Origin of the sequence: Collinsella aerofaciens (assembly GCF_039758965.1) — a bacterium.
GTDB classification, from domain to species: domain Bacteria; phylum Actinomycetota; class Coriobacteriia; order Coriobacteriales; family Coriobacteriaceae; genus Collinsella; species Collinsella aerofaciens_BR.
The window spans coordinates 24,715-44,185 of the sequence record NZ_JBDMSL010000005.1; the positions used below are offsets into that span (position 1 = coordinate 24,715).

General features: G+C 61.7%; 15 protein-coding genes and 1 tRNA gene. 11 read left to right on the plus strand and 5 right to left on the minus strand.

Annotation, left to right across the window (positions count from 1 at the left end; all coding sequences use genetic code 11):
• Positions 1 to 36: 36 nt before the first annotated feature.
• From ABHU32_RS02445 to ABHU32_RS02455, 3 genes are all read left to right on the plus strand, one after another.
• Complete coding sequence (locus ABHU32_RS02445; protein ID WP_022093866.1) at positions 37 to 486, plus strand: MarR family winged helix-turn-helix transcriptional regulator; 450 nt, start codon at positions 37 to 39, stop codon at positions 484 to 486.
• A gap of 119 nt (positions 487 to 605) precedes the next feature.
• Positions 606 to 1,460 carry a DegV family protein gene (locus tag ABHU32_RS02450; protein ID WP_346978793.1) on the plus strand — a complete coding sequence of 285 codons (855 nt, stop codon included), beginning with the start codon at positions 606 to 608 and terminating at the stop codon, positions 1,458 to 1,460.
• Between the two features lie 80 nt (positions 1,461 to 1,540).
• Positions 1,541 to 1,861, plus strand: coding sequence for an MGMT family protein (locus ABHU32_RS02455; protein ID WP_196022493.1), 321 nt, complete (start codon positions 1,541 to 1,543; stop codon positions 1,859 to 1,861).
• 393 nt (positions 1,862 to 2,254) lie between these two features.
• Here the strand turns inward: ABHU32_RS02455 and trpS are convergent, their stop codons facing one another.
• On the minus strand, positions 2,255 to 3,304 hold the full coding sequence (gene trpS, locus ABHU32_RS02460; RefSeq protein WP_346978795.1) for a tryptophan--tRNA ligase: 1,050 nt from the start codon (positions 3,302 to 3,304) through the stop codon (positions 2,255 to 2,257).
• A 156-nt stretch (positions 3,305 to 3,460) separates the two neighbouring features.
• Entirely contained in the window at positions 3,461 to 4,660 is a 1,200-nt protein-coding gene (locus ABHU32_RS02465; protein ID WP_346978796.1) for an MraY family glycosyltransferase, read from the minus strand.
• 525 nt (positions 4,661 to 5,185) lie between these two features.
• On the opposite strand from ABHU32_RS02465, the gene ABHU32_RS02470 reads away from it, so the two are divergent.
• The 5 genes from ABHU32_RS02470 (at position 5,186) to proB (ending at position 9,668) form a co-directional block, all read left to right on the plus strand.
• Positions 5,186 to 6,124 (plus strand): radical SAM protein, encoded by a 939-nt coding sequence (locus ABHU32_RS02470; RefSeq protein ID WP_006235472.1) that lies wholly within the window; start codon positions 5,186 to 5,188, stop codon positions 6,122 to 6,124.
• Between the two features lie 150 nt (positions 6,125 to 6,274).
• Positions 6,275 to 6,347: transfer RNA gene (locus tag ABHU32_RS02475), tRNA-Ala, on the plus strand.
• A 64-nt stretch (positions 6,348 to 6,411) separates the two neighbouring features.
• On the plus strand, positions 6,412 to 6,870 hold the full coding sequence (locus tag ABHU32_RS02480) for a hypothetical protein (RefSeq protein ID WP_346978798.1): 459 nt from the start codon (positions 6,412 to 6,414) through the stop codon (positions 6,868 to 6,870).
• A gap of 84 nt (positions 6,871 to 6,954) precedes the next feature.
• A complete protein-coding gene (locus ABHU32_RS02485; RefSeq protein ID WP_346978799.1) occupies positions 6,955 to 8,460 on the plus strand; it encodes a nicotinate phosphoribosyltransferase in 1,506 nt (501 codons plus the stop codon).
• An 80-nt stretch (positions 8,461 to 8,540) separates the two neighbouring features.
• On the plus strand, positions 8,541 to 9,668 hold the full coding sequence (gene proB, locus ABHU32_RS02490) for a glutamate 5-kinase (RefSeq protein ID WP_346978800.1): 1,128 nt from the start codon (positions 8,541 to 8,543) through the stop codon (positions 9,666 to 9,668).
• 198 nt (positions 9,669 to 9,866) lie between these two features.
• Here the strand turns inward: proB and ABHU32_RS02495 are convergent, their stop codons facing one another.
• Complete coding sequence (locus ABHU32_RS02495) at positions 9,867 to 11,285, minus strand: alpha/beta fold hydrolase (protein ID WP_346978801.1); 1,419 nt, start codon at positions 11,283 to 11,285, stop codon at positions 9,867 to 9,869.
• Between the two features lie 112 nt (positions 11,286 to 11,397).
• On the opposite strand from ABHU32_RS02495, the gene ABHU32_RS02500 reads away from it, so the two are divergent.
• Positions 11,398 to 12,684: a glutamate-5-semialdehyde dehydrogenase gene (locus ABHU32_RS02500; protein WP_346978803.1), complete on the plus strand. Its 1,287-nt coding sequence runs from the start codon at positions 11,398 to 11,400 to the stop codon at positions 12,682 to 12,684.
• A gap of 70 nt (positions 12,685 to 12,754) precedes the next feature.
• On the opposite strand, the gene ABHU32_RS02505 is transcribed toward ABHU32_RS02500, so the two are convergent.
• Entirely contained in the window at positions 12,755 to 13,354 is a 600-nt protein-coding gene (locus ABHU32_RS02505) for an HD domain-containing protein (RefSeq protein WP_346978805.1), read from the minus strand.
• Positions 13,355 to 13,462: 108 nt separating this feature from the next.
• Positions 13,463 to 13,948, minus strand: coding sequence for a CarD family transcriptional regulator (locus ABHU32_RS02510; protein ID WP_006235480.1), 486 nt, complete (start codon positions 13,946 to 13,948; stop codon positions 13,463 to 13,465).
• A gap of 342 nt (positions 13,949 to 14,290) precedes the next feature.
• Between ABHU32_RS02510 and argS the strand changes: the two genes are divergently transcribed.
• Positions 14,291 to 16,144, plus strand: coding sequence for an arginine--tRNA ligase (gene argS, locus ABHU32_RS02515; RefSeq protein WP_346978806.1), 1,854 nt, complete (start codon positions 14,291 to 14,293; stop codon positions 16,142 to 16,144).
• Between the two features lie 664 nt (positions 16,145 to 16,808).
• Positions 16,809 to 19,226: a transcription termination factor Rho gene (gene rho / locus ABHU32_RS02520; RefSeq protein ID WP_346978807.1), complete on the plus strand. Its 2,418-nt coding sequence runs from the start codon at positions 16,809 to 16,811 to the stop codon at positions 19,224 to 19,226.
• Positions 19,227 to 19,471: the final 245 nt, after the last annotated feature.

Here is a 19,471-nt window from a genome sequence, read left to right on the forward strand (position 1 = left end):
CGTAAGCATTGTGCAAGCGAAAGGCGGTCGTCTCCCATGCAGCAGAACGACGAGACACGTTTCGAGGACTTTGTCGGACTGATCAGCGGGCTCTACAAGGAGATTCAGCGCATTAAGACATCCGAGGGCGCAAGGCTGGGCCTCAAGGGCTCCGACGTTATGTGCCTTTACTATCTTGAGCGCAGCAAGGACGGCCTGACTGGCGCTGACCTGGCTCGCATGGCAGGCGTGACCCGCGCCGCCGTCTCGCGTACGCTCGCGCATCTGGAGGAGGGCGGCTACGTCGAGGTCGACGATTCGGGCGATGCCGCCGTTAAGTATCGTGCCCCGGTGCGCCTGACTGCCCTGGGCGGCGAGAGCATGAGCGAGGCCGATCGCATCATTCGCGAAGTGCTCGACACCACCGGTAAGGCCATGGGCGTGGAGCAGCGCGAGCAGATGTACGCGTCGCTGCGCACGATTCTCAATACCTTGCGCGAGATCTAAGGCCGCCAAGGTATTTGCTTCCCATTAACAACTGCATAGTCCCGTTTGAGCGCGTATACCGTGCCGGGGCCTTGCTGTCAAAATTCCCTGCGCGGGACCTGCGCAAGAAAGGATTCGCTATGTCCGTCCGCATTATTACCGATTCCGCAAGCGATATGTCGCCGGTCGAGCACCCAGCACTGGCCGTTTTGCCGCTGTCCGTCACCTTTGGCACCGATGTGTACATGGATGGCATCGACATCGATCACCAGCGCTTTTACGAGATGCTCGTGGAGCGCGATGAGCTGCCCAAGACCGGCCAGGTCAACCCGTACGCGTTTTCGCAGGCGATTGCCAAGGTTCGTGAAGCCGGCGATGAGGCTGTGATTATTACCGTGGGCGCTAAGCTATCAGGCACCAATCAGAGTGCCCGTACCGCACTTGCCGAGGCGCCGGGCGGCGACGTGTACGTGGTGGATAGCAATAACGTCACTCTGGGCGAGCGTGTCCTGGTCGAGTATGCCCTGCGCCTGGTGAACGAGGGCCGTAGTGCGGCCCAGATCGCGGCGGCCGTCGAGGCCGTCCGTGACCGCGTGGTCGTCATCGGCCTGCTCGAGACGCTGGAGTACCTGGTGCGCGGCGGTCGTCTGTCTGCTGCGGCCGGCGCCGTGGGCACGCTGCTCAACGTAAAGCCTGTGGTGGCTGTCGAGGACGGTCTGATCGTGCAGCTGGGCAAGGCTCGCGGTTCCAAGAACGGCCGCAACCTGCTGAACCAAAAGGTCGAAAAAGCGGGCGGCATCGACTTTTCCATGCCGCTGGCGCTCGGCTATACGGGTCTTTCGGATGCGGTGCTCAAGAAGTATATCGAGGACAGCGCGGCACTTTGGGCTGGCCACACCGAGGGCGAGTTGCCCGTTCACACCATCGGCGCCACCATCGGTACCCACGTAGGCCCTGGCGCCGTAGCCGTAGCCTTCTTCCAGCCCGCCAACTAACTGACCTGCCATAAACCACCACAAAGGTGCCTGTCCCCTTTGCGGTGGTTTATGCTTTTCAGGGTGGAAGGGAGCGAGCAATGGCGTCTGAGGGCTTTTTTGAACGGGTGTACGAGGTGGTCGAGCAGATCCCCGAGGGGATGGTCGCCACGTATGGTCAGGTGGCGCTGCTTGCCGGTCGACCACGAAGTGCGCGGTATGTGGGGTATGCCCTGCATAGCAATCCGCGCCCCGGCGAGATTCCCTGTCACCGCGTGGTGTTTGCCGACGGGCGCATATGCGAGGGTTTTGCTTTTGGCGGTCCCGATGCTCAACGTGAGCTTTTGCTAGGGGAGGGTGTGGCGTTTAAGGATGACATGCACGTCGACCTGGCCGCCTGTCGCTGGCCAGCGGGGCTCTAGCGGCTCTGCCGTGGCGAAAACCACCACAAAGGTGCCTGTCCCCTTTGTGGTGGTTTTCCGTTGCAGGTTTACCGGAGCTAACTTATGGAGAAGGTATGGCGGCGCATATTGACGCTAGAAAGTAAACCACGGTGAACTATATTGGTTTCAGCAACGGAGCAGGCAATAGGCGATGAAAAAGCCTGCCCTGTTGAGTTTGATTCGCATTCCTCCCCTCTGTGCGATTCAACGGTGTACTTCGGGAACGGGCCCGCCGGCAACTGACTGCCGGCGGGCCCGTTCCTGTTTATCGGGGGAGTGCAATGGGCGGAGCCGAAGCAGTCCGGCTCCAAAAAAAGCGGACGTCGTAGCGCCCGCCCTAAAGCAATCGAAAGCTCAAGCCAGCAAATCGGTCTAGTACACCATGCCCATGGCGTCCCGAACCTCGGCCAGGGTCTGCTCGGCGATCTCGTTGGCGCGACGGTTGCCCTCGTGCAACACGTCCTTCACATAGTCCAAATCGTTCTCGTAGCGCTGGCGACGCTCGCGGATTGGGGCGAAGTACTCGTTGACGGCCTCGGTCACGTACTTCTTGAGCTGGCCGGAGCCGCCCATGCCAATCTTCTCGGCAATCTCGACCTCGGAGCGGCCGGTGCAGATAGCGGCGGTCGAAAGCAGACCGGACACGCCGGGGCGGTTCTCGGGATCAAACGTGATCATGCGCTCGGAGTCGGTCTGGCTCTTCTTGATGCGCTTGGCCGTCTCCTCGGCAGTCATCGAGATGTTGATGGCGTTGCCGTAGCTCTTGCTCATCTTGCGACCGTCCAGGCCGGGCAGCAGCGGAGTCTCGGACAGCAGCGCGTCGACCTCGGGGAACACCTTGCCGTAGCGGTTGTTAAAGCGGCGGGCGATGGTGCGGGTGAGCTCGATGTGCGGCAACTGGTCGCGACCGACGGGCACCACATTGCCCTTGCAGAACAGGATGTCGCAGGCCTGGTGCACCGGATAGGTGAGCAGAAGACCGGTGAGCTCGTGGCCCGAGGCCTCCATCTCGGCCTTAACCGTGGGGTTGCGCGCCAGCTCGGCCTCGGAAACCAGCGACAGGAACGGCAGCATGAGCTGGTTGGCGGCGGGCACGGCGGAGTGCGCGTAAATCATGGTCTTGTCGGGGTCGATGCCGCAGGCAAGGTAGTCCATCACCATGTTGTACACGTTGTCCTGGATGTGTTCGGTGGTGTCGCGGTCGGTGATGACCTGGTAGTCGGCGATGAGCACGTTGGTCTTGGCGCCCATGTTCTGCAGCTCAACGCGGCCCTTGAGGGTGCCAAAGTAGTGGCCCAGGTGCAGACGACCGGTGGGGCGGTCGCCGGTAAGCATGGTGAACTTCTCGGGCGTCTTGGCCAGGCCCTCGCGAATGGCGTTGCTCTTTTGCAGCGCGACTTCGTAGCTGTTCTCGTTTGGCATGATTGCTCCTAACGTATGTTCATGGGTCAAGATGATAACGCGTTTATTGAAGGGGCGAGGCGTAAGTAAGCGAGGTACAGGAGAGTGGCGGCTTGTGCGATGGGTGCCGGGCTGCGTCTGACCAACGGCGCCTGGGCACATCCTCGGCAGCTTATCCTAGAGCTTGTGGTGGCGCTCTTCTTTGCGCTCCTCGGCCGCCTGCTCCTCCTGCTTAAAAGCGGGGTCGTCGGGGGTTACCAGCTCGTCCTCGTGCGTGCGCTTGTTGTAATGGTGGCGCAGCACGGGCTCAAACAGGTGCAGGTGCTTGGCGAAGGCCGCCGAGCCAATGGCGAGCACGGTAAAGATGAGCACGCGCATGGGGACCTCGACCTGATTGATGGCGGCGGCGCCGGCCGAAAGCATAATGCACCAGGCGTAGATGAGCAGTACGGCCTGCTTTTGGTTGTAGCCCTCTTGAATGAGGCGATGGTGGATGTGGCCCTTGTCGGCCTGCCCAATGCTAATGTGGGCGCGCTTGCGGCGCACGATGGCACTAAACGTGTCGATGATGGGCACGCCGGCCACGATGAGCGGGATGATGAGCGAGGTGAGCGCGGCAGTGCGGCTCACGTTGAGCAGCGAGATGGAGCCCAACGCAAAGCCCAGAAGCAGCGACCCCGAGTCGCCCAAGAAGATGCTCGCGGGGTTGAAGTTATAGCGTAAGAAGGCGAGGCACGAGCCAAAGAGCGCGATGGAGAGCGCGGCGGCGTCGATGCGGCCCGAGAGAACAGCCATCGAAAACATGGTGAACGATGCGATGCCGCAGATGCCCGTGGCCAAGCCGTCGAGGCCGTCGATGAGGTTAATGATGTTGGTGAATGCCACCAGATAGATCACGGTAATGGGGTAGGCGAGCCATCCGAGCATGATCTCGCCGGGAGCAAACGGGTTGACGATGACGCCGATCCGCAGGCCGCCCATGCAGGCGATAAGCGCGGCGAGGACCTGTCCGGCCAGCTTTTGCTTGGGCGTGAGCTGGAAGACGTCGTCGATAGCGCCGGTCGCAAAGATAACGGTAAAAGAAAGCGCAAGTATGGGGTAGCTGATGTGCAGACGGGGGTGGGGCACCAAAACGGGCGGCCAACCCAGGTACCAGGTGCCTAGGATTTGCACAGTGCAGGCGACGACCAGGCCCAAAAACACCGCCGTTCCGCCCAAACGCGGGATGGGCTTGGTGTTGATGCGGCGCTTAGAAGGATAGTCGACGGCGTCGAGCTTGATTGCCAGGCGCTTGACCAGGGGTACCGTGAGGAAGGTCGTGATAAAGGCCGCCGCTGCCACGCATAGGTACGGTATGTAGCTCGGGGATGAAGCCATGAATCTAAAAACCGCCAAGCGTCGAAGGAAAAGGTCAGAAGAACGCCATGCGCAAAGGGCATAGCCGAACCATAATACTCGACCAAGGGGGGTGCATGGAATTGCACGCAGCGATAATCACGCGCTTACCAGATATTGGGATGTTGTCGATGGCTTGTCGGGATGCCGGCGGGGATCCATATGGACTGTAATGGTGATTTTCGGCAAAAGAAAACCACCCCCCACGTTACGAAAATGAACCCACCTAAAACAGGTGGGTGCCCTCATCGACTGTTCCAGCGTCCTTAACAACGAAGGATACCTGTACTAGGTACGACTGTGTGGGCTCCCTAAATAAACGCGACGGTTCACCCAGTTGCTCCGCGGGGGGCGGAATACCTACATCATAAAGCGGCACTTTATCGATTCCAGTCTTGACATTACAAAAATCGTGTCGGACGATTACGGCGCCTTGGGCTCGAGCCGTCTGTGGGGTTGATCCCTTTACGTTTGAGCTGCTGAATCGTTGTTTTGGAGCATGGTTTTATGCCGACGTCGTTGACCGAACTTTTTTCGCCCGCCTGCCATTTGTGTCCGCGCCGTTGCGGTGCGGCGCGCGATGAGGGCGCGCACGGCGTCTGCGGTGCTAACGACACGCTCAAGGTGGCCCGCGCCGCGCTTCATATGTGGGAGGAGCCGCCTATCTCGGGCGAGGCCGGTTCGGGCACGATCTTCTTTAGCGGCTGCTCGCTCAAATGTATCTACTGCCAGAACCACGAGATCTCGACCGGCAATTTTGGCCTTGAGATTTCGCCTGAGCGCCTGGTCGAGATTATGCTGGAACTGCAGGACCAGGGTGCCAACAACATCAATTTGGTGACGGCGACGCACTATGCGCACCTGTTGCCTGCCGCGATTGCCGCGGCACGGGCGCGCGGACTGGTTATCCCAATCGTCTACAACACGAGTGGTTACGAGCGCGCGAGTGCCGTGGCGGCGCTGGGCGACCTGGTCGATGTGTGGCTCACCGACTTTAAATATGCCGATGCCGGGCTTGCGCAGTCGCTCTCCCATATAAAGGATTACCCGCGTGTGGCCGTGTCGGGTCTGGCCCAGATGGCGCGCGAGATCGAGCGCCGCGGGGGAGAGTTGGTGGACGAGGACGGGCTTATGAAGCGTGGCATGATCGTGCGTCACCTGGTGCTTCCGGGGCATGCAGACGATTCGTGTCGCGTGCTGGACCTGGTGTGGCAGACGGTGGGCGACGTGCCGATCTCGGTTATGAACCAGTACACGCCCAATGCGCTCATGCGCGAGCAGGGCGGCGACCTGGCACGCGCCGTGACGCGTGAGGAGTACGAGCAGGTGCTCGACCATGCCGACGACCTGGGTTTTACGACGATGTTCTGGCAAGAGGGCGGCGCGGTAGACGAGAGCTTCACCCCGGCCTTCGACACCACCGGTGTTCTTACCAGCGCAAAGTAGTGCGTTCGTCGATGATTTTTCTGGGACGGGGATAAAAAATCATCGAGAGGATCGCCTGTTCGAAAAGTTGCCAAAATAGCCGCGCCCCAAAAAGACTGGTTATTGGGCGTTGACAGTTGGCGAGCCGTAGGTAAAATATCGACTTGTCCTGGGGACGTAGCTCAGTTGGGAGAGCGCTGCCGTCGCATGGCAGAGGCCGAGGGTTCGACTCCCTTCGTCTCCACCCTTGGATTTGATAAGCCGCTGACATTGTGTCGGCGGCTTTTTTTAAAAGAAAGGGCTATACCATGGCCGAGCTTGAGTCCCAACCACTGTCTGCCGAGGAGCGCGCCGAGTTGGAGGAGCTCCGCGCCGAGAAGGCTCGTCGCGAGGCCCAGGAAGAGGCCCGTCGCGAGCGTGAGGAGCTGGCTGCCCTGCGCGCCGAGCGTGCGAAGGCCGAGGAGGTCGCCTTGAACGCCGCATCCGAGCGCAAGCCCGCGCCCGCACCCAAGCCCGCTGCTGCGAAGCCTGCACCTGCCGCGCCCAAACCTCAGCCTAAAAAGGCCGCTCGTCTTAAGTCCGTCGAGCCCAAGCCGAGCCGTGACGAGATGACCTTTGCCCAGCGCATGGTTACCTCCAAGGAACCTACGGGCGAGAACGAGATCCCTGGCATGGCGCCGGCTCAAAAAATCATCATTGTCCTTGCCCTCATCGCGTTTGTCATCTTTATGGGCTACACGATCCTGACCAGCATGGGCCTGCTCTAACCGATTTGCATCGGGCGTCATGTCCGCATGCTCTGCTCTCGTCCAACCCTCAAATTCTGCACCACACATCCGAAAGGTCGCCCCATGGCTTTGACCGATATCTCTCATCCCACCGACATCGCAATGCTCACCGATCTGTACGAACTCACTATGGCCCAGGGCCTGTGGGAGAGCGGCAAGGCCAATGAGCAGGGTTGTTTTACCGCGTTTTACCGCGACCATCCCTTTGGCAGCGCCTATGCCGTCATGTGCGGCACCGCCGAGCTGCCCGAGCTAGTCGAGAATCTGCGCTTTACACCCGAGGATATCGACTACCTCGCATCGCTTGAGGCCCCGGCCGGCGGCGCGATGTTTAAGTCCGCATTCCTTGACTATCTGCGCGATTTTCGTGCGCATGTAAACATCGACGCCGTGCCCGAGGGCGAGCTCGTCTTTCCGCGCGAGCCCATGGTGCGCGTCACCGGCCCCGCGCTGGAGTGCCAGCTGCTCGAGACGGCGCTGCTCAACATCGTCGGGTTCCAGACGCTTGTCGCCACCAAGACGGCGCGCGTGGTGCTCGCCGCCGACGGTCGCCCTGTGGCGGAGTTTGGCCTGCGCCGAGCCCAGGGTCCCGATGGCGGCCTGGCCGTTGCGCGCGCGAGCTACGTTGCCGGCTGCTCCTCTACCTCCAATGTGCTCGCCGGCCGCCGCTACGGTATTCCCGTCTTTGGCACGCATGCGCACAGCTGGGTGATGAGCTTCGATTCCGAGCTCGAGGCCTTCCGCGCCTTTGCCAAGTCGAGCCCCAAGAACTGTACGCTGCTCATTGACACCTATGACGTGCGCGAGGGCTGCGAGCATGCCATTACGGTTGCCAAGGAGATGGAGGCGGTGGGCGAGCGTCTGTCGGCTATTCGCATCGACTCCGGCGACCTCGCCAAGCTCTCCAAGTATGTTCGCGGCCGTTTTGATGTCGAGGGCCTGCCCTATGTGGGGATCTCGGTTTCTAACGATCTGGATGAGTACACGATTCAGTCGCTGCTCGACCAGGGCGCGCCCATCGATAGCTTTGGCGTGGGCACCAAGCTCGCGACCTGCTACGACCAGCCGGCGCTGGGCGGCGTGTACAAGCTTTCCGCCCGCCGTGCGAGCGAGGCCGACCCGTGGACGCCGGTGGTCAAGCTCTCCGAGCAGCCCTACAAGCGCACGATCCCGGGCGTGCAGCGCGTGCGCCGTTATTACGACGGCTTTGGCGGCCCGGTCTGCGACATGATCTACGACGAGGACCATCTGGTGGGGGAGGGCGCCGCGCGCGGCAATACCCTCGTGGCCGTGAATGATGCCGCCCTGGTGACCGACGTGTCCGAACTTGAGTATCGTGAGCTGTTGGTGCCGATCGTGCGCGACGGCAGTGCGGTGGCTCCGCGTGAGAGCATCCAGGACGCGCGCGAGCGCTGTGTTTGGGCGCTCGATCATCTGGATGCGGCTTTCAAGCGCTTCCTGTATCCGCAGACCTACGTGGTGGGTATGGAACAGGGCCTGGCCCAGGTGCGCGACGAGCTCGTGCGCAAGAATATGGCCGCGGCCTCGGCTTTCCCCTGGGCAAAATGATCCGCATGCGACGGAGGAAAACGTATCATTTTCTCGCTCGCCCGTTCGCCCGTTCGCTGAACAGTCGATTGGTTTGACGTATGACGACTTCTTATAAAACGATGGTGGTAAAGATCGGTTCGTCCACGGTGGTGGGCGCCGACGGCAAGGTCAACCGCGCCTTTATCGGCGGGCTTGCCGATCAGGCCGCAGCGCTGCGCAAGCTCGGCTGGCGTCTGGTCGTGGTGAGCTCGGGCGCTATCGCCTGTGGCTATCCCGTGCTGGGCTTCGACCGTAAGCCGGTCGGCGACCTGCCGAGCCTGCAGGCCTGCGCTTCGGCCGGCCAGTGCATTATCTCGTCGGCCTACGACGAGGAGTTTCATGCGCGCGACCTGCTCACCTCGCTCGTGCTGCTCACGCGTCACGACACGGCGCGCCGTACGTCCTACCTGCACGCGCGCGACGCCCTGCTGCGCCTTGTGGAGCTTGGCGTGGTGCCGGTCGTCAACGAGAACGATACCGTTACTGTCGATGAGATCAAGTTTGGCGACAACGACACGCTGGCGGCGCTCGTGAGCTGCCTGGTTTCTGCCGATCTGTGCGTGACGCTTTCGGACATCGACGGCCTCTACACCGCCAATCCGCATGAGGATCCGACGGCCGAGTTTGTCCCGGTCGTGCATAAGATCGATGCCAAGATTATCGCCTCGGCGGGCGATTCTTCCACATCGGTGGGCACGGGCGGCATGATCACCAAGATTCGCGCGAGCCGCATTTTGATGACGGCCGGCATTCAGAGCGTGATTTGCTCGGGCGAGGAGCCCGATTCCCTCGTGCGCTTGGCCCGTGGCGAGAGCGTGGGCACGCTGTTCGATCCGCCGGCGGAGCGCCTGGACATTGCGCCCCGCAAGCTGTGGATCGCGCTGGGTGACAAGGCACATGGCTCGGTAACGGTTGACGACGGTGCCGCGAAGGCGCTGGTCAGCCGTGGTTCTTCCTTGCTTGCGGTGGGTATTCGCGAGGTTGATGGCCAGTTTGCCGAGGGCGATGTGCTCGATGTGTGCGATCCGAGAGGTATGGTCGTCGCCCGCGGTATCGCCGAGGCCGATTCGGACGTGCTGGAGCTTGCTGCCGGCCGCCGCCAGGACCAGATCGCCAGCAACCGCCTGCTGGCAGACCTGGCCGAGAAGCCCGCGATACACAGGGATAATTTAATCGTCTTCGCCTAACCAATTGACGCTGCAAACGCCCCTAAGCGGCAATCTGACGTTCAATCGTCGGGCATGACCAAAAGGTCAATGCCCTCCTCTTTCACGTCACCTTGCTCGCTTAGGGGCGTTTTCGCTTTCCGTCCTCTTCCTGCAATGTTGCTGTTCTCGGCACTTGGGGACGTTCCTTATGTGCCGGCAGGTGGTGAGTCTCTTTTGTTAGAAGATCCGGCGCAGGTCTCCGCGGTTGAGCGCTTCGTCGAAGAGGTGCTTGAATACCACGCTGCCGTGCAGACCGTCGTGCTCGAACTCGTTGGTTACCCAGGCATGCGAGTTGCCCACGCGGCTGAGCGTATCGAGCTGCATGCCCGAATCGACGTACATGTCGTCGAAATACACCGCGGCCTGGAGCGGCACCTCGTTGCACGCCAGTCGCTGCGGGTCGTAGATCTTGTCCCAGCTGGTGTCTTCCATCAGCAGGTCCATGGCGGGCTTAAACGGCTTAAGCTCGGGCATCTGCTCAAACATCCACGGGAACATGGCCTCGCCGGTAAACATGAGCGGGCGCGCGAGCGTGTCGAACTCGGCACGATGGGCCTTCTCCTCTGCCGCGGACCAGCGAATGGGCATGGTGTCGCCGTCGGCGTAGATGAACTCCTGCAGTGTCCAGTACAGCGGATTCGTGCGCGTGTTGGTGCGCTCGAAGGCGCGCATCAAAAAGCTGTCAGATACCGAGGCGCCGCAGGTCAGCGTGCCGTCGCCGTCAACAAAAGCGTGATCGATAATCCAATGCATACGCTCAAAGCTCGGCTTCATGCCAAAGTCGCTGCCCATGAGCTGTAGGCGCTCGACCGTCATCGGCGAGCCGTCGGGCAGCACGGGCTTCTGAGCCTCGAGCGCATCGGCCAGGGCTGCCACGCGCTCGACGTCAGCGGGATAGCGGTCATAATACTGCTGCGTCTTGGCTGCCATGCGCGGGAAGGTGTGCTCGTAGACCTCGCTGGCGCTCGCCGGCACGTGGGGGATGCCGCCGCAGGTAAAGCTTGCCGCCACGCCTTCGGGGAAGAGCGACAGATAGCTCAACGTCAAAAAGCCGCCGTAACTCTGCCCGAGTGTGACCCACGGCTTGCCGCCAAAGCCCACCAGGCGCAAGTACTCAAAATCGCGCACGATGGAGCTGGCGAGGTGGCGCTTGAGGAAGTCAGCCTGCGAGCGTGCGGCATCGGAGCCGGCCACCGTCGCGCGCTCGCCCAGTGCGGCAATCGTGCGCCCGTCTACACAGCTGCTGCGCCCGGTGCCGCGCTGGTCGGGAAGGACCACGCGGAAGTGCTTGACGGCCTCCTCGATCCAGCCGTCGCTTGTGGGCGACAGCGGACGCGGGCTCTCGCCGCCGGGGCCGCCCTGCAAAAACAGGAGCAGTGGCAGATCGTCGTTGATGCGGTCGGGCGCGCAAACCACGCGGTAGAAGAGCTTGATGCTCTCGGGCGCGCCGGCGATTGGTGTCGGCATAGCGCCGCGGCGCATGGTGCTGCCGACGGCCAGGAGCATCGGCTCCAGGCCGCGCCAGTCAAGGGGGACGTCGATGCTGTGGTCCTCGACGTAAAGGCCGGGGACGTGGTACGAAGTGATGAGGGCCATGTGAGTCTTCCGTTCGTTGCGGTGTTTCGGGTTGACCAATTCTACCGCCGCGGGCGAGGCCATGCGCAAATCGGCTACCATGGTTGCAAACTTCTAGGAGAAAGGGCCGTCCATGTCGGTCGATATAGCCACGTATGTCCACGATCTTGCCGTTGCCGCCAAGGCAGCGTCGGCCTCGCTTGCCAGGGCGAGCGATGAGCAGCGTCAGGAGGCCGTGCGCGCCATGGCCGCAGCACTGCGCAACGGTGTCGACTCCATCGTCGCCGCTAACGAGCTCGATATGTCCGCCGCGCGCGATGCGGGCACTTCGGCCGGTCTGCTCGACCGTCTGCTGCTGACGCCCGAGCGCGTCGAGGGCATGGCCGCCGCCCTGGAAAAGCTCGCCGAGCTGCCCGATCCCGTGGGCCGCGTGCTCGACCACCGCGTGCTTACAAGCGGCGTGGACCTGACCCGTGTGAGTGTGCCGCTGGGCCTGGTCGCCATGGTCTACGAGGCGCGCCCCAATGTGACGGCCGACGCCGCGGGCATCTGCATCCGCACCGGCAACGCCTGCATTCTGCGCGGCGGCTCGGTGGCCTATCACTCGTGTGCCATGATCGCCGAGCTGCTGGCCGATGCGCTCGAGGCCAAGGGCTTCCCGCGCGAGGCCGTCTCGATGATTGAGTCCACCGACCGCGAGGCCACTGGCGAGCTCATGAAGCTCCGCGGTATCGTCGACGTGCTCATTCCGCGCGGTGGTGCGGGCCTGATTCAGCGCTGCGTGCGCGAGTCGCTTGTGCCGGTGATCGAGACGGGCACGGGCAACTGCCACATCTACGTGCATGAATCCGCCGACTTTGATAAGGCGCTCAACATTATCGTCAATGCCAAGACCCAGCGCGTAGGCGTGTGCAATGCCGCCGAGTCGCTGCTGGTCGACCGTGCCGTGGCAGATTCGTTTTTGCCTGCGGTCGTGGCCGTGCTGCGTGACCACGGCGTGCTCATTCACGGCGACGAGGCTACGTGCGCCGCGTGCGCCGATGCCGGTCTTGCCGAGGGTGATGACTACGTCGCCGCGACTGAGGAGGACTGGGGTCGCGAGTACCTGGCTCTCGAGATGAGCGTGAAGGTCGTGGCAAGCGAGGACGAGGCCATCGCACACATCAACCGCTACGGCACGATGCACTCCGAGGCCATCGTTGCCGAGGACACGGATGCTTGCGAGTGCTTCCTCGATGCGGTCGATGCCTCGGCCGTGTACTCCAACGCCAGCACTCGCTTTACTGACGGCGGCGAGTTTGGCCTGGGCGCCGAGATCGGCATCTCGACCCAAAAGCTCCATGCCCGTGGCCCCTTTGCCGCCGAGGCCCTCACCACCTACAAATACAAGCTCCGCGGCACCGGCCAGGTCCGCCCCTAAACCCCTCGTAAACGAAAACCGCCACAAAGGTGCCTGTCCCCTTTGTGGCGGTTTTAGGTGGCGTGGGCGGTTAGGCCTGGAAGGTATCGCGGTCGGGGGCAAAGGACTGCATGGCCGCGATGGTACGGTCAAAGAGCTCGGGGAGCTCCCAGCCCAACATCTCGGCGCCCTGCGAAATCACGTCGCGCGAGCAGCCGGCGGCAAAGCGCTTGTCCTTGAACTTCTTCTTGAGCGACTTGGTCGTAAAGTCCATAACGCTCTTGCTCGGGCGCATGATGACTGCAGCGCCGATCAGGCCGGTGAGCTCATCGCAGGCAAACAGGATCTTTTCCATCTGCAGCTCGGGCTTGGGCAGCGAGGTGTTGAAGTCCGACGTGTGCGTCTGGATGGCGTGAATGAGCTCGGGAGACGCACCTTCGCCCTCAAGAATCTCTGCAGCATAGATGGTGTGGTTCACGGGATCGTCCTCATGCTCCTCCCAATCCAGGTCGTGCAGCAGACCGACGATGCCCCAAAACTCCTCGTTCTCGGGGTCGAACTCGCGCGCAAAGTAGCGCATAGTGCCCTCGACCGTCTCGCCATGGGTGATGTGGAACGGGTCCTTGTTATGCTCGTTGAGCAGTTCGAACGCGCGGTCGCGGGTGATTCCGGCGGAAAGCAGCTCTGCCATAAGAGACTCCTTGTGCTCGTGGGTATCGATAAGAATGAATACTACTAGAACAAGAAAACCACCACAAAGGTGCCTGTCCCCTTTGTGGTGGTTTTTGGCGCGGATGGGTTAGTTGAGGGCGGCTTGGGCTAGGCGGGCTTCGGCGGCCTCCTCGGTGACGCCCAAGGCCACGGCGAACTCCTCGATGGAGCGGCGCTTGGCCTCCTTGAGTACGCGCATGTAGTAGGAGCTGGGTTTTTTATCAGCTTCCTCGGCCTGGCGAATGCGGTGCATCATGGTCTTTGCCACGCGGACAGTCTCGGGCGCGCCCAGTTTGAGCTGCTGCTTAAAGTGCGTCTCCTCAAGCGAGCTGTTGCGCTCGGTAAAGGTGTCGCACTCCAGCTCGTCATAGTGGCTCAGCAGGTGCTCGGCATCTTGCTGTGAGATGGCGGCGTGCAAACGGTCGGCCTGCGCCACGGGGTACATGAGGATCGTCTGCGCATGTCCCTGCTTGGTCTCGAGCAGCAGCATGGGCTGCGGTGTGTCGTCCCTAAAACCGACGACGGTGCAGACTCCCTGGCCCGGATGAATGACGTGTTGACCGATTGAGAACATGCTACCTCCAACTTATACGAATTTACGTATGTCTAGAATAACACGCTGACGTGCGCAAACCCTTACTTTTTGCAGGAAAAGCACACAACTCCGATAGGTAAGAGTATTCGATAACAGACGCAGCTCATTCACACCTTTATGCATTTTCAACGCCTGCATAATCTGCAGGCAGACCGGCATCTTTGAGTGACTCCATACAAGCTGTAGTCATTTTTGTGCATATGCAATATCTATTAGCTTTACCCTGCGACAGTGCCCGTCGCTTGTGATAGAGTGCTACAAACTCTGGCTTTTGCCCTACGAGTGACCAAGAGCTCGGGGGCTTTAACACAAGGAGGATCTATGCCCGAGAAGATTGAAGAGCTGGTACGCGCTGCGCTTGCTGCGGCCCAGGAGGCCGGCGACCTTTCCGCATTTGAACTTGACGATTGCGCTATCGAGCGACCGGCTGACACTTCTCATGGCGAGTGGACCTCTACCATGGCCCTGAAGTCCGCCAAGCTGGCCCACTGCGCCCCGCGCAAGATCGCCGAGGCCATCGTTGCCCATATGCCCGAGGACCCCGCGATCGAGAAGGTCGAGATCGCAGGCCCCGGCTTCATCAACTTCTACCTCTCCGTTGCCGTCAAGAATGCCATCTTTGGCGAGGCTCGCGAGAAGGGTATGGACTTCGCTAAGTCCAACGTCGGTGGTGGCCTGAAGACCCAGGTCGAGTTTGTTTCCGCCAACCCCGTCGGCCCCATGCACATCGGCCACGGCCGCTGGGCCGCGCTGGGCGACTCGCTCTGCCGTGTTATGGACCACGCCGGTTACGACATCCAGCGTGAGTTCTACATCAACGACCACGGCTCTCAGATGAACACCTTCGGCAACTCCATCAGCACGCGCTATATGCAGCTTGCCGACATCATCGCCAAGCAGGGCGTTGATATCGACGAGGCTCACAAGCTGCTGATCGCCGACCGCGACGCCTTTGTTGCCGACGAGAGCGACGAGCACCCCGAGACCCATCCGTATCAGGACAACTTTGCCGAGACTCTGGGCAAGGACTCCTACGGCGGTGACTACATCATCGACGAGGCCGCCGAGTTCTGGCGTACCGACGGCGACAAGTGGGTCAACGCCGATCCGCAGGAGCGCATGGAGAGCTTCCGCGAGCGCGGCTATGTAAAGATGGTCGACAACATGCGCGACCTTTGTCATGCCGTTAACTGCGACTTCGATCGTTGGTTCTCCGAGCGCTCGCTGTATGTGAAGGACACCGAGGGCGAGACCGCCGGCACCTCCGCCGTCGACCGCGCTTTTGAGAAGCTCGACAAGATGGGCTATCTCTACACCAAGGACGGCGCCCTGTGGTTCCGCTCCACCGACCTGGGCGATGACAAGGACCGCGTCCTGATCAAGTCCGACGGCGAGTACACCTACTTCGCCTCCGACGTTGCCTATCACTGGGATAAGTTCCAGCGCGTCGACCACGTCATCGACATCTGGGGCGCCGACCACCACGGCTACATCGACCGCGTCCGCTGCGTCTGCGACGCTCTGGGTTACCCCGGCAAGTTTGAGGTTCTGCTGGGTCAGCTCGTCAACCTGCTGCGCAACGGCAAGCCCGTCCGTATGTCCAAGCGCAAGGGCACCATGGTGACCCTGCAGGAGCTCGTCGACGAGGTCGGCTCCGATGCCGCTCGCTACACGCTCATCTCCAAGAGCTCCAACCAGATGGTCGACTTCGATATTGAGGCCGTTAAGAAGCGCGACAACTCCAACCCGGTGTACTACGTGCAGTACGCTCACGCCCGCGTGTGCTCCATCCTGCGCCGTGCCGCTGACGTTACGCCCGAGCAGGCTGACGAGATGGGCATGAAGGCCGTCGCCGCCAAGGCCATCGGTGAGAACGTCGATTACTCGCTGCTGACCGACCCGACCGAGCTCGCCCTTTCGCGCAAGCTCAACGAGCTCACCGACCTGATTGCCAGCTGCGCTCGCGACCGCGCCCCGTTCCGTCTGACGCACTTTGCCGAGGAACTCGCCGGCGACTTCCACAGCTTCTACGCTGCCTGCCAGGTGCTGCCGAGCGAGGGCCGTCCCGTCGACTCCGAGCTTTCGCGCGCCCGTCTGGCCGCTTGCGACGCCGTCCGCGTGACGCTCGCCCTGGTGCTCACCCTTGTTGGTGTCTCCGCTCCCGAGCAGATGTAATCTGCGGGTCATTTGACCGCGCAAGTTTGGTTTAACTGAGCCCTGAAAGCCCGATCTCCCACGGAGGTCGGGCTTTTTGCAAACGCCGACGTATTGACGAATTTGGAACTGCTGGAAATACGAAACTATGCCGGTTTACTACGATGAAATGAGAAATTCCAACCACGCCGGCTTTTCGCAAAAAGTGCAAGGCATCTACCTGCGGTTTTAGTTCAACAAGTTTCGGAGTGGTCGCGGTTGAGCGATTCATCGTAGTAAACCGCCATAGTTTTGGCGGAGGCAGTCAGATTTGTGGGTGTTAAACCAAAAAGTGCCCCTTTTGACTAGTCGTTTAAGAGCGTTCCCAATGACTAAGTTGCAGGTGGTTGCGGTTGTGTTACACTAACGCTGCGTATATGACGCAATCATCTCGATACAGATCAATGATGTCCGTCGTTTTGAACGGAACTAGACTGTTTAGCCGCCCTGAAGGTTTATGCAGGGAGCATGTGATCACAGGGCTTGAAAAGAAAGTTGAGCAAACACTGTGTCTGATCAACAGCAAGAAAACGAAATAACGACGACGCAGGCCGCTCCCGCTGCACCGGTTGCGTCGGACCAAGTCGCGGCGCCCGCGCAAACCTCGGCTCCTGAGACGCCTAAGGCTGCAGCGGCTGAGAAGGCCGTGCCTGCAACTGGTGAGGAGGCTGCTCCGGCAAAGCCCAAGCGTACGCGCCGCACGGCCAAGTCTGCTGCTGACGGCGAGGAGGTCACCAAGCCCAAGCGCCGTACCACGCGCACGACGCGCGTCAAGCGCACCGTTGCAGCTGACTCCTCGGCGCCGATTTCCGATGAGGTCGCGCAGGCACGTGCGTTGGCGCAGATTAGCGAGGCTCAGGTGGTGCGCGCCCGCCGTCGTGCTGCCGAGCGCGAGGCCGCGGCTCTGACCGAGCTTGCAGCTCCGTCTGTGCCCGAGACGCCTGCCGCCACCGAGACCCCTGTCGCCGACCAGCCGACCGAGAAGCCGGTACCGCGCACACGCCGTCGCACGGCTGCTAAGGCCGAGCAGGTTGCCGATCAGGTAACCCCCGAGCTCACTGAGGCTTCGGTCCGTTCCGCGGCAGGGGAGGGTACATCGCCTGTTGAGCCCGCTGCGCCTGTCGAGGCCAGCGAAGTTCCCGTTGTCGATCCGGCTTTGCGCCCGCACCGTCGCGGTCGCAAGCCCAAGGCCTTCGTCGAGGCCGAGAAGGCCGCAGCCGCAGCCGCCGCCGCTCGGGATGCTGCGGCGATCGCCGAGTCTGCAACCGCTGCCGACGCGCCCGTCCAGGATGCTACGACTTCCGAGGCCGTTTCTGCCGATGCCGAGCCCGCCGACGTCCGTCCCGGTCGCAGCCGTCGTACTGCTGCTAAGCGCACGTCCAAGGCCAAGGCTGCCAAGAAGGGTGCGTCCGAGGATTCCGCCGAGACGACCGTCGATGCATCGACTGATGCCGCCGAGCCCCAGGACGTCGAACAGCCTGCGTCTGAGAAGCCCAAGCGCGGTCGTAAGAAGTCCGCTAAGGCCAGGGCGTCCGAGCAGCAGGCCGAGGCCGAGCTGCAGGGCGATTCCAAGGCCGAGACCAGCGATGATACTGCGGCTAACGCCGATGCCGCCGCAACCGATGGCGCCGCGCCCGCCGAGGCCGAAGACGGCGCTCGCCCCAACCGTCGCCAGCACAAGCGCAACGACGAGCGCAACGAGCGCAAGGACGAGCGCAACAACGACCGCCGCAACCGCCAGCGCGATCGCAAGCAGCGCAACAAGGAGCGTAATGCCGCTCCCACCGAGCCCACGCTTTCGCGCGAGGAGCTCGCGGCCATGAAGGTCGCCGAGCTGCGCGAGAAGGCCAAGGAGTTCGAGATTGAGACGACCGGCAAGAAGAAAGCCGAGCTCGTCGAGGAGATCTACGTCACCGCCGCGAAGGCCGAGGGCTTCCGCGACATCAAGGGCATCCTGCAGATTCGTCCGGACAGCTCCGGTATCATCCATGCCCACGGTTACATGAAGTCCAACGACGATGCCTTCGTCCCCGCCTACCTCATCCGCTCCGCGCGTCTGCGCACGGGCGACGTCATCGAGGGCTCGCTGCGTCCTTCGCGCGGCGGCGACAAGCGCGCCGGCCTCGCCAAAATCACGACCGTCAACGGTCTAGACCCCGAGCAGATTCGCAACCGCCCCAAGTTCGGTGACCTCACCCCGGTCTATCCCAACGAGCCGCTGCGCATGGAGCATGGCAAGGACTCCATTACCGGTCGCGCCATCGACATCGTGTCGCCGATCGGCAAGGGTCAGCGTGGCCTGATCGTGTCCCCGCCCAAGGCCGGCAAGACCACAATCCTCAAGAAGATCTGCCAGTCTATCTCGATTAACAACCCCGAGGTGCACCTCATCTGCCTGCTCGTCGACGAGCGCCCCGAAGAGGTTACCGATATGCAGCGTTCCATCAAGGGCGAGGTTGTGGCGTCGACCTTCGATATGCCCGCCGACAACCACACTCGTGTGGCAGAGCTCGTCATCGAGCGCGCCAAGCGCATCGTGGAGCTGGGCGGCGATGTCGTGGTGGTGCTCGACTCCATCACGCGTCTTGCCCGCGCCTACAACTTGGCGGCGCCCGCCTCAGGCCGCATCCTTTCGGGCGGCGTCGATTCGGCGGCACTGTATCCGCCCAAGCGCTTCCTGGGCGCAGCCCGCAATATCGAGAACGGCGGCTCGCTCACCATCCTGGCCTCTGCCCTCATCGACACCGGTTCCAAGATGGACGAGGTCATCTTTGAGGAGTTCAAGGGCACCGGCAACATGGAGCTCAAGCTCGACCGCGACCTGGCCGACCGCCGCATCTTCCCGGCTATCGACCCCGTTGCCTCCGGTACGCGTAACGAGGACCTGTTGGTTGACGAGCAGATGCGTCCGTTTGTCTTTGGCCTGCGTCGCATTCTTGCCGGCATGAACAATACCGAGCGCGCAGCTGCGTCGTTTATCAAGGGTCTTAAGGGCACCAACACCAACCAGGAGTTCCTGGTGCGTTCGGCCAAAAAGCACAGCGACTACGAGCAGACGTTCTAGGTTGTCATCCACACGCAGCGATAGTCATCAATGCAATAAAGGGTCGGGGCTTTGAACCTCGGCCCTTTTCTATATCGCCGCTCCGCGCTTATTTTTGACCATAAGACTGGCAAGCAGCAGGTTTCCCGTTTCAATCCGACATCGTCGCTTGCAATCGACAGGGCGGTTTCGCATAATAGCTTTTAAGCTTCGCGACGGATAACGCAGATGAAACGAACCATATACCGTTGCTTTGGGGCATAGCC

Coding starts and splice junctions, on each gene's coding strand:
- ABHU32_RS02445 (WP_022093866.1), top strand. CDS start 37: ATGCAGCAGAACGACGAGACACGTTTCGAGGACTTTGTCGGACTGATC.
- ABHU32_RS02450 (WP_346978793.1), top strand. CDS start 606: ATGTCCGTCCGCATTATTACCGATTCCGCAAGCGATATGTCGCCGGTC.
- ABHU32_RS02455 (WP_196022493.1), top strand. CDS start 1,541: ATGGCGTCTGAGGGCTTTTTTGAACGGGTGTACGAGGTGGTCGAGCAG.
- trpS (WP_346978795.1), bottom strand. CDS start 3,304: ATGCCAAACGAGAACAGCTACGAAGTCGCGCTGCAAAAGAGCAACGCC.
- ABHU32_RS02465 (WP_346978796.1), bottom strand. CDS start 4,660: ATGGCTTCATCCCCGAGCTACATACCGTACCTATGCGTGGCAGCGGCG.
- ABHU32_RS02470 (WP_006235472.1), top strand. CDS start 5,186: ATGCCGACGTCGTTGACCGAACTTTTTTCGCCCGCCTGCCATTTGTGT.
- ABHU32_RS02480 (WP_346978798.1), top strand. CDS start 6,412: ATGGCCGAGCTTGAGTCCCAACCACTGTCTGCCGAGGAGCGCGCCGAG.
- ABHU32_RS02485 (WP_346978799.1), top strand. CDS start 6,955: ATGGCTTTGACCGATATCTCTCATCCCACCGACATCGCAATGCTCACC.
- proB (WP_346978800.1), top strand. CDS start 8,541: ATGACGACTTCTTATAAAACGATGGTGGTAAAGATCGGTTCGTCCACG.
- ABHU32_RS02495 (WP_346978801.1), bottom strand. CDS start 11,285: ATGGCCCTCATCACTTCGTACCACGTCCCCGGCCTTTACGTCGAGGAC.
- ABHU32_RS02500 (WP_346978803.1), top strand. CDS start 11,398: ATGTCGGTCGATATAGCCACGTATGTCCACGATCTTGCCGTTGCCGCC.
- ABHU32_RS02505 (WP_346978805.1), bottom strand. CDS start 13,354: ATGGCAGAGCTGCTTTCCGCCGGAATCACCCGCGACCGCGCGTTCGAA.
- ABHU32_RS02510 (WP_006235480.1), bottom strand. CDS start 13,948: ATGTTCTCAATCGGTCAACACGTCATTCATCCGGGCCAGGGAGTCTGC.
- argS (WP_346978806.1), top strand. CDS start 14,291: ATGCCCGAGAAGATTGAAGAGCTGGTACGCGCTGCGCTTGCTGCGGCC.